At 47.4% G+C, this 523-nt stretch carries 1 protein-coding gene; it reads left to right on the top strand.

Annotated features, from left to right (window positions below):
* Window positions 1–89 precede the first annotated feature (89 nt).
* Window positions 90–335: a DUF8024 family protein gene (locus tag AC1XDK_RS30800; RefSeq protein ID WP_483353834.1), complete on the top strand. Its 246-nt coding sequence runs from the start codon at window positions 90–92 to the stop codon at window positions 333–335.
* The last annotated feature ends 188 nt before the right edge of the window (window positions 336–523 follow it).

Below are 523 nucleotides of genomic sequence, written 5' to 3'. Positions count from 1 at the left end.
ACCGTAACGCATTCTGCAAGCACATGGCTCTATAGTGAGAGATTGTGGTAAGACACATGTTTTTATAAAATGCATTCAATGGTCAGATTATGGTCGCTTGTCCGCCGCCAGAAGGAGCTGATCTCGCAACCCGACTCATTGATGGTCCGATTTGCTTAGGACAATTGTTCTCAACTGTCGCGCAGGTAAACCCAATATCTGCGATTCTCCTCGCGATAGGTGGTTTGCTAGTACTGTTCAGTCTTGGGTTCTTCGCCTATCTTGTTGTAGGTGCAATTGCTTCCTCGCTTGTCAGATCGCCTCCAAGTTCTCCTCGACCTCCTGAGAACAGATAAATTCCCCACTGCAGCAGCCATGAGCGAACGATATATTTTCAGTTAGTGAATTGGTGACCGAATCCGATTTGTTCGAACAATTGCTCTAAAATACGCATCCAGGTTGCCATTTCCGCCGATCTCAAGATGCGTGATTGGTTCTATAACCGAAGTAGAACGTGCGACGGCAGCGAGGTCGACTCCTCGAA

The organism is Haladaptatus sp. HS23 (assembly GCF_056892285.1).
The sequence above is the reverse complement of the archived record's forward strand: the minus strand, read 5'-3'. Positions and strand labels throughout refer to the sequence as shown.

Coding starts and splice junctions, on each gene's coding strand:
- AC1XDK_RS30800 (WP_483353834.1), top strand. CDS start 90: ATGGTCGCTTGTCCGCCGCCAGAAGGAGCTGATCTCGCAACCCGACTC.